General features: G+C 46.0%; 7 protein-coding genes. 1 reads left to right on the top strand and 6 read right to left on the bottom strand.

The features are described from left to right. Positions 1 to 404: 404 nt before the first annotated feature. The gene (locus Q0668_RS20605) at positions 405 to 1,427 is read left to right on the top strand and encodes a ferrochelatase (protein WP_298868080.1); all 1,023 of its coding nucleotides are present in this window, start codon (positions 405 to 407) and stop codon (positions 1,425 to 1,427) included. Positions 1,428 to 1,825: 398 nt separating this feature from the next. On the opposite strand, the gene Q0668_RS20600 is transcribed toward Q0668_RS20605, so the two are convergent. The 6 genes from Q0668_RS20600 to Q0668_RS20575 all read right to left on the bottom strand — a co-directional run bounded on the left by Q0668_RS20600 (position 1,826) and on the right by Q0668_RS20575 (position 8,749). Beyond that, entirely contained in the window at positions 1,826 to 3,163 is a 1,338-nt protein-coding gene (locus Q0668_RS20600; protein ID WP_298868078.1) for a DEAD/DEAH box helicase, read from the bottom strand. 862 nt (positions 3,164 to 4,025) lie between these two features. Further along, a complete protein-coding gene (locus Q0668_RS20595) occupies positions 4,026 to 4,460 on the bottom strand; it encodes a hypothetical protein (RefSeq protein ID WP_298868077.1) in 435 nt (144 codons plus the stop codon). A 10-nt stretch (positions 4,461 to 4,470) separates the two neighbouring features. After that, on the bottom strand, positions 4,471 to 5,418 hold the full coding sequence (locus tag Q0668_RS20590) for a hypothetical protein (protein ID WP_298868076.1): 948 nt from the start codon (positions 5,416 to 5,418) through the stop codon (positions 4,471 to 4,473). A gap of 242 nt (positions 5,419 to 5,660) precedes the next feature. Continuing rightward, positions 5,661 to 6,707, bottom strand: a complete 1,047-nt coding sequence (araD1, locus tag Q0668_RS20585; RefSeq protein WP_298868074.1) for an AraD1 family protein — start codon at positions 6,705 to 6,707, stop codon at positions 5,661 to 5,663. A gap of 46 nt (positions 6,708 to 6,753) precedes the next feature. After that, the gene (locus Q0668_RS20580) at positions 6,754 to 7,857 is read right to left on the bottom strand and encodes an enolase C-terminal domain-like protein (RefSeq protein ID WP_298868072.1); all 1,104 of its coding nucleotides are present in this window, start codon (positions 7,855 to 7,857) and stop codon (positions 6,754 to 6,756) included. 40 nt (positions 7,858 to 7,897) lie between these two features. Beyond that, positions 7,898 to 8,749: an amidohydrolase family protein gene (locus Q0668_RS20575; RefSeq protein WP_298868071.1), complete on the bottom strand. Its 852-nt coding sequence runs from the start codon at positions 8,747 to 8,749 to the stop codon at positions 7,898 to 7,900. Positions 8,750 to 9,051 lie beyond the last annotated feature (302 nt).

Below are 9,051 nucleotides of genomic sequence, written 5' to 3'. Positions count from 1 at the left end.
GCGGGATCTTAACTCCATTTACCGTTAAACATGAAGCGTAAAGTCCTGGATTTCAGGATCAGGTAATGATGGATGGCGAGCGTGACAGAGAGCGTTGTGATTTTGACAGTCAAAAATTATAGACGATGGGGATCTCAGAATTTAGTATATAGATATCCAAAGACAACCACACATCGCCTGTTGCTGATTGAGAGGATAAGTTGAACATTCTGATAGCTTTCCTGAGTATGAAATGCTTTCGGAGACAGTTTTGATCAATAATTTAAGGATTTGAGTAGCAATTTCCGAGAAGCTGACTACAAATGAATGTTTAAGTCACTCATTGCCCGTTTTTGGATGTTTGAATTCCGTCTCTGAGCCCAAGTCGGAATTGAGCGAAACAAGTAGAGGAAAGAAAATCTTTGATGAACGATTCCTATGATGCCATTTTAGTCGTTTCCTTCGGAGGTCCTGAAGGTCCCGATGATGTGCTCCCCTTTCTGGAAAATGTACTGCGCGGAAAAAACGTACCTCGGGAGCGTATGCTGGAAGTCGCCAAACATTATCAGCAGTTTGGAGGCGTCAGTCCCATTAATGAGCAGAATCGTGCTCTGATTAACGCATTGGAACAGGAACTGGTTGAACACGGACCTGACTTGCCCATTTTCTGGGGTAACCGAAACTGGGCTCCCTTACTTCCTGATACGCTTTTGCAGATGAAACAGGCGGGAGTTAAACGCGCACTGGCGTTTTTTACTTCCACATTCAGTTCCTACTCGGGGTGTCGGCAATACAGGGAAGATATCCAGCGTGCTCAAGAACAAGTGGGAGCCGGGGCTCCTGAAGTCGAGAAACTGAGAGTGTTTTTCAACCATCCCGGTTTCATCGAAGCGACGGTATTGCGTACGCAAGAAGCATTGGATCAGATTCCCGAGGAGAGACGCGACAAAGCCGTAATCTTGTATTCGGCACATAGTATTCCACTTACGATGGCGTCTGGTTGTCGATATGAGGCACAGTTGCAAGAGTCTTCCCGACTTGTCAGCGACCAACTGGCAGGGCACCCCTGGCATTTGGTCTATCAAAGTCGTAGCGGGCCGCCACATCAACCCTGGTTAGAGCCTGATATCTGCGACTACATTAAGGCATTGGGGTCACAGGGTGACATTCAGGATTTAGTGATTGTACCTATTGGTTTTGTTTCGGACCATATGGAGGTTCTGTTCGATTTGGATACAGAAGCCAAAGACGTCGGTCGGGAATTGGGAATTAATGTGGTTCGTGCGAAAACAGTGGGCGTGCATCCTCGCTTTATCCGCATGATACGTGAATTGATCGAAGAGCGTATCGGTGGTGACAAGGAGAGACCTGCATTGGGAGACATGGGCGCCAGTCATGATGTTTGCCCCGTTGATTGCTGTCTGCGGACAACAGAAGCAAGTCGTTGAATTCAAAAAACGAAATGGTTTTTCGTGATTTTGATTGAAAGATGTAAGGTGTAAGAATGACACGGCGCAAGAAAAACACCGAGAGCTGAATTGGCTCTTGGTGTTTTAAATTAGAAACTGCTTTGCTGCAGCGGTGCGGTTTATGAGGAGCGAGAAGAGATCATTCAGTCGGGGGATCAAATGTCCGTGGATCCATGCTATCTAAATCGAGTGGGTTGTTTTCGTCGCCCTCTTCCTTCTGTTGTTTACGCCGATTGAGCTTGGCTTGTGCTTTTGCTTTTTTCTCCGCTTCGCGTTGACGTTTGGCAAAAGTGTTCTGATTTCTTGCGATAGCGACTCTCCTTAAATATAGAAGGCTTCAATAACTTTATTAGTTTGGTTAACTGGTGTTCTGCTTCTCAGCTGGTTTGTTTTGCGGGTTTTTTGAGACGTCGCCATTTTGTGTTTTTTTGTCCCTGCTGCTTTGGTTTGTCTTCCCCGGCAACGGTTCTCTTTGATCGGCGTGTAGTGCGTTGAGTGAAGACTTTTGAACCAGATCGTCGTCCTGTCGTCTCTTTTTCTTTATGAGTGCGTGACTCAGGGGCAGGTCTGCGATCTTTCGGTTCCAACTTCGGCTGATCTTTGGAACGGGGTACCTTCTGGCCGATTTGTTTTTCAATCGCCCTTAATTCGCCCCGTTCGCTGTCGCTGCAAAACGAAATCGCAATTCCTTCTGCTCCAGCACGACCGGTTCTGCCGATGCGATGCACATAGGCTTCTGGTTCTAATGGAAGATCGAAATTAATAACGTGTGTGATACCATCAATGTCAATTCCGCGTGCGGCGACATCTGTTGCCACCAGGACCTGAACCTGCTTGCTTCGAAACGCTTCCAGAGCCCGTTGTCGGGCACCCTGCGATTTATTACCGTGGATTGCTGTCGCTTTGATCCCGAATCGCACGAGTTGTTGTGAAAGCATGTTTGCCGTTCGTTTGGTTCTCATGAAAACCAGGGCGCGGTCCACATCGGGCGTCGAGAGAATCTTCTTCAGTAGCGCCAATTTTCCATTACGTTCAACGTACATCAATTCCTGTTTGATTTTTTTGACGCTTTTTGATTCTGGTGTTACATTGACGCTGACCGGATTTTTCAGCAGCGTTTGTGCGAGTTCCGAGATCTTTGGCGCCATGGTCGCTGAAAAGAACAGTGACTGTCGCTCGGCTGGGAGCTTGCTGATAATTCTTTTGAGATCCGGCATGAAGCCCATATCTAGCATGCGGTCGGCTTCGTCTAGAACAAACACTTCAAGTTGATCCAGCTTGATGTGTCCCTGATTCATCAGGTCGAGTAATCGGCCTGGTGTGGCTACAATAATGTGTGCTCCTCGATTGAGGGCCCGTACCTGATTCCCCTGGCTCACTCCGCCATAGACGAGGACATGACGCAGTCGTAAATGTCGGCTGTATGCCGCAAAGCTGTCACCAATTTGAATGGCCAGTTCCCGAGTTGGCGCCAGCACGAGTGCGAAAGGGCGGCCTGGAGCTGCCTTGCGGTTGTGTTGTCCCAGCTGATTCAGAATTGGCAAAGCAAAGGCAGCGGTTTTTCCAGTTCCGGTCTGAGCACAGCCCAGGATGTCATGTCCCAGGAGTGTCGCTGGAATGGTCTGCGCCTGAATGGGGGTCGGGGTTTCGTAGTTTTCTTCAACCAGTGCTCGCTGCACGGGATCAATTAAGTCAAGTTCTTTAAAAGTTTTCAATGGTTTTCCTTATTGGGATTAGTGCGTTTCCAAAGTCTGAATTCCAAGAGGTCGGCTTTCATCAAAGCAGACATTCTCTCTGAATCAAATCGGAGAGTTGGGATTTCCAAAAATGGAAACTGATTTTCTTAAGTCATTTATTTCGGGTTGCGGGTGGTGAACCACGAGGTCGTATCCAGTTCCGCTTTGTAGCAACAGCACACTTAGTAAAGGTCATGTGCGGGAACAGGCAAAATCCTTCGCCAGATCCTCAGATATTTACTCAGGTACAGCAGGTTAGACCGGCTTTACCACAAGCAAATGTTGCTTCTGTGGGAACTCTGGATAAACAAGAAAATCACAGAATTCGATGCGTCCATCATGACGCTGGCTGCTTTCAACAACGGTTAACACAACCGAAGGGTGGGCAGCAAAGTGTACGGCAAAAAGCCAGCACAGGTATCAGGGCTGCAGGAGGACCTAGCTCCGCAAAAACACCCTGTCAGGTCGGAAAACGCACTTCACTTCCATGAAAAACGCTACTCGCTTATTCCGACTGTATCGACTTTTTCACTTCATAAAAGCGAATAAGTCTGTGTGGAGTATACTCATACACATCATCGTTGCCAAGTCTTAATTTATGAAAGGCTTCTATTCGAGCTGTTTTAGACCTGTTGTGCTGTTTTAGACCTGTTGTACAGTCTTAGTTACTCATTCAATAGATTCAGAAGAAAGCCTCAATCTAGTGTTGTTGGAATCGTTACGCTAAGTAAGAAGAGGGAACTAAAATAGGGCGAAAGACTAGCCTCTTCTAGCTTAAATTAGTTTTTCAAAATAATGCGATTGATTTGAAAAAACTCGAACAAGTAATATTGAGGTCGAATTATGGGATTACAAGTAATTCTTCTGCCTTTTCGGCAAGAGCCTTTCGTGCAACGTCGTAATGACTTTCTTCTACAGTGGTTAAGTGCTTTTCAGCAATGAATCCCTTGACGGCATCCTCGAACTCTTTTAGTAAAGAACTCTTGCCAGAGATTTCTTCTAGCGGCTTCATGTTGACTGAGATGCTATAAACACAACCACTATTTTTTCCAACTGAAAGAGAGCTGTCCTTGTCTGACCACTCCATTTTTTCTTCTTCAGGATCGTCAAGGTATTTAAATTCAATCTTCAGTCTGTCGTTTGATTTGTCAACATGACTACGAATAGCCTCTGGAATATCAAAAGGCGAGAGCCCAAAATAAATGTCAACACCATTTTGATTTTCATGTGTAGTTTGATCTAATCGCTGAGCATCCAACTGTATCCAATTAGACATAATTGACACCTCACCTTTCAAAAATATCATAGCGTCTTAATTCACGTATTAATGCTGATAATCCTTCTCGGAATTTTTTATCAGAAGTATCAATGCATGAATGCTCATTGGAACTATCCATTATCAGCACCCCCCATCTTTCTTTTTTACGATTTTCAATCACAACACCAAGAATCGAGGTAGGACATGTTTTTCTTTTTTTCATTCGCTGCCAAACTAGTTTTGGTGATGTATTAGTATTTTCGGCATATTGATAGACTTTCGATCGTAGTATTTCATACGAATCCATCTTATCAGATGAGATACATAGTTTTTTGAGAAAATAGATCCAGCAAACGTAAATATTACTTTTATAACTATCCTTATTTAAATCCGGAAGTTTATTTAATTGACCTCCAACTCGATATGCTTCTCCTCGCCTCCATGTTTCGCCGGCAACACCTTCTGAATTTTGAGCATCATCGGGTGCTAAAAAAATTGTTGTTCCTCCTTGTGTCACGTGCCCAGAACGATACTTTACACATAGCCAGCCAGACCATGGCCAACGCCAATATCCCCAAGGATTAAAAATTCCTTTGAAGGGGTGAATCCAAGATTTCCATTCAACATGTTTAAAAAGAGTTACTCGATTGTGATCAACTGGTACACTTTTCTCTAGATTTGGAAAACATACGTCTCGAAATTTATCAAGCGCATCGGAGATATTCCGATCAATCAGTACTTGTTCAATAGATTTTCTGATTAAAGCCCAGCTAATAATCTTTGAAATACCAATTATCATTACCGAACAGATTACAATTTTTGGAGCTTCTGCCCTAGTTGTATCTACAAGCCAATGAAGAAATTCATCCTTCTTTAATCTTTCCAAATCAAAATCAAGTGCATAGCCAACCCATCCAAGAACAAAAACAGTCGCCCACTCAACACTTTTTGAAATGTAGTATGATAATTGTTTCACATAGCACCATGAGTGGCAACTTAGATTAGAGAAAATGTTTCAGTGCATGTACTAACTTTTGAGCAGCATTGGCTTATTATTAAGTAAAAAACACTCAAATAAATTTGTATACATATGTGGATGCATTGTCAATGGACACTAACAAGTTCTGACTCGTTTGTGGATAATTCTCATGATGTCCCTGTAGAACATAATGTTGGCTCTCTCAACCAAAACGAGCTTCTTCAAAGGAAAATGACTCGTCAAGCAGGGCGAACTTTAATTGGTTTCTGTGGCGAGTTTTCATTTTTCATGACGGTATTGAATAAAGGGCTGCTGAAGTCGGGGGCTTCGATTTTGATTTCGTCACCCGTTTGATACTTCCAGTCGCGTGTGCCGTGGCTCAGTTTGCTCGTTCCCAGAAAATGCAGATGTACGTCTCCTGATTGTCTGTGTTGTGGATACTTGAAATGATGGTCTTCACAGTTGCCCAATGAATGGCACATGAACTGTTCCCCGGTTTTCAGGTCACCACTTTCATAGATCGTTTGTCCTTCACGTTGTACAGAGCAGCGAATCGTCAAATCAGAGAAATCGAAATCTGTATTCAGTTCTGGTCCGATGGAACACGTCCGCAATTTGGAGGGGGCCAGATACAGATAGTTGATGTTCTCTGTTTCATGGTCTGACCATTCATTGCCCAAAACAAACCCGAGCCTTCTGGGAGTGCCTTGATCGTCGATGACATAACAACCTACCAACTCGGGTTCTTCGCCACCATCGAGGGCAAAATCGGGTACGTCCAATGGTTCTCGATGTCCGCGCAGTATTGTGCCGTTCCCTTTGTAAAACCATTCGGGCGAGACACCTCGTTCTCCTGGAGTTGGCTTGCCGCCTGCGACACCCATGGCAAACATTTTTGCGGAATCGGTCTGGTGTGTTTCTGTGTGTTCCGTTTCCTGAGAGTGCATCTGGTCGCGTGACTGCATACTGCCTGTATGCGTGAGCCCGGTACCTGTCACAAATAGACAATGCGGATCGGGATGATCAACGGGAGGCAACAACCAGGGTTGACTGCCTCCCGGAGCTGTCTGAAGTAGATCCTCATAGGAGATCTGAGTCGTACCTGATGTTGTACTCAATTCGGTCAACTGCTGATCCAGCGAAATTTGATTTTTCTGAGCTGCTTGAAACACGTCATAGATACGTGTCAGTTCCGAATGGGCGGCGGTCAGGTCAACGACGGTTTCCTTCTGAACGATGCCTACACGACGGCCTTGATCGGGTATATAAAATTGAACGACGCGCATCTGTTTCCTCATAGTTTCTAAGTTGAGTTACGTTTGATGTCAGTATTCACTTTTGAAGAGGGACTACTCCAAACCCGTCTCCCTGTGGAGTAACCAGTCGGCCGTTTTTCAGTTCGATGGGAGGCGTGGTTGAAGAGGCGGTATAAATCATACTCGTCATTAAGTCTGAGGCATATTGTTCGACGGGAAACGCCGTCAAGCTTGCTGCGAGGCAGACCATGGCTGCTTGACCCAGGTCGGTTTCCATGTTTGAGCCGATTACACAATGCTTTCCAGCTTGTTGTGCCATTTTTGCCATCTTAAGAGAATTGGTAAAGCCACCATTTTTTCCCGGGTAGAGAGAAAGTAAATCGAGGGCATCACAATCAAGTGCTTCCTCCAGATGTCCCGGCGTGAAGATACTTTCATCGGCTAAAATGGGAACATCAACGCGTTGTTTGACGCGCGCCATCATGCCAATTCGATCACGGGGTGTTGGCTGTTCGACGAGCGTTAAATTGAAAGGAAGTAACGCCTCAATGGCGGCAACCGCCTGATCTTCTGTGTGGTAGGCACCGTTGGCATCAATTGTCAGTACGGGTTCGTCTCCTAAACGTTCTCGAACTGCTTTCAAGCGGGCAACATCATCCAATCCGGGGACACCGGTTTTGATCTTCAGTGTTCGAATGCCCGCTTCCCAGGATTCAACGGCTAGACGCAGGGTGTCTTCGACGGAATAAGCGCCAATGCTGAACCTTGTGGGAACAGATTCAACGGGTTCACGATCACCGATTAACGTTCCAACCGACTTTCCCTGTCGTCTGGCCCATAAGTCCCAGGCGGCCATATCGATACTGGCTTTTAAAAACGGATTTCCTTGAAAGGCTTTTTCCAGGAGCGGCAGGATATCGCTGGGATGATCGAAGTGACTTCCCTCTAATAGAGGTGCGACAATGTTTTCGACGATCCATAATCCGGTTTCGGCTGCTTCGCCACTCCAGATAATCACAGTGGCTGCTTCTCCATAGCCTTGTGTTCCCTGTTCGTCAGTTAGAGTGACATTTAAATAACGCGATGCATCATGCTTGCCGATGCTGGTGATGATAATGCGGTTTTGGTGCAGAGTATAATCGACGATCCGTGCCGTGACACGCGTGATTTGAAATGACATCAAAGTGCTTTCAGTCTGAATGTGAGCTGGTTATTAACGTTTAATCTTCCAGGCCCAGTAAAGGGAGTGCGTTGCGATAAATCAAAGCTTCGATCTGTTCGGTATCGAGGCGTGGCAAGGCGGTGCCTTCTAACATCGAATTGAGATTTCTCAAGCCATCAATGGAGGCGTTGACTGTGGTAAAGGGATAGTCTGATCCAAACAGGAGTTTATCCCAGACGCCGTATTCCTGAACCAGCATCAAACTATGATACAGTTGAAAAGGACGGTAATGCAGGGCACTGATGTCGGCGTAGACGTGGGGGTGTTTGCGAATGACAACGACCGATTCTCCCTCGTAGGGGTGGGAGAGATGTGCCATCACAATTCGGACCTCGGGAAATCGAATGGCGACGCGGTCAATATGTATTGGCAAGGTGCAATCGAGTGGCGCCTGCGCCACAAAAGTAGTCCCTGTGTGCAACAGCACGGGTAATTTGTGTTGGGTGGCAAATTCCCAGAGTGGGTCCAGACTTTTATCGTCGGGTCGAAAGCCGGCATACATGGAGAGTAGCTTGATGCCGCGCAGGCCGAGTACTTCGTATCCTTCGCGCATCTCATCTTGCCATCCGGGCTGTGTCGGATCCAGTGACATATAACCGATGAGAGTGTCAGGGTGCTGCGCGACATAGTCGGCGACGTAGTGATCGTCGACCCAGAGTCCGCTTAATCGAGCTTTGCCGCCGAACACAATAGTGCGTGTTGCTTCGGGGGCTGTTGATCGATAGCTTTCGTATTCGACAGTCAGATCGAGTTCGACTCCTGCTTTGGCCCGTCGTGCTGCCTGTAGGCGAAAGTCATCATTAAAGTGATCGGGAAATTTCCAGGTATGACTGTGGACATCAATGATCATGGGGGGGCCTTCTGTTCCTGAATCGTAGTAACAATCAATACAACTATATTGTCTGTCAACAAAATATGCTAACGCCAATGGGAGGGGATGCAAAATGAGAGGGCATCTTTTCCTGGCCTTGATTAGTGCGGGATGGTTTTCAATCACTGTTCACTCAGCTAAGATTATGGAAAGGATTTACATCATTCAACAACTGATCCGGTAGCTTAGGAATAGATCATGCATCAAAAACAACTGAGAAAGATTGTGTTACCCGATATTTCCCATTTGGGTTGAGCCAGGAATCGATCCAGGCTCGAATC

The organism is uncultured Gimesia sp., from assembly GCF_937910335.1.
Taxonomy (GTDB): Bacteria; Planctomycetota; Planctomycetia; order Planctomycetales; family Planctomycetaceae; genus Gimesia.
Note: the sequence above shows the minus strand (reverse complement) of the source record. Positions and strands in the feature narration are given on the sequence as shown.

Excerpts from the sequence above, each read along its gene's own strand:
- Q0668_RS20605 (WP_298868080.1), top strand. The coding sequence starts at position 405 with ATGAACGATTCCTATGATGCCATTTTAGTCGTTTCCTTCGGAGGTCCT.
- Q0668_RS20595 (WP_298868077.1), bottom strand. The coding sequence starts at position 4,460 with ATGTCTAATTGGATACAGTTGGATGCTCAGCGATTAGATCAAACTACA.
- araD1 (WP_298868074.1), bottom strand. The coding sequence starts at position 6,707 with ATGCGCGTCGTTCAATTTTATATACCCGATCAAGGCCGTCGTGTAGGC.
- Q0668_RS20580 (WP_298868072.1), bottom strand. The coding sequence starts at position 7,857 with ATGTCATTTCAAATCACGCGTGTCACGGCACGGATCGTCGATTATACT.
- Q0668_RS20575 (WP_298868071.1), bottom strand. The coding sequence starts at position 8,749 with ATGATCATTGATGTCCACAGTCATACCTGGAAATTTCCCGATCACTTT.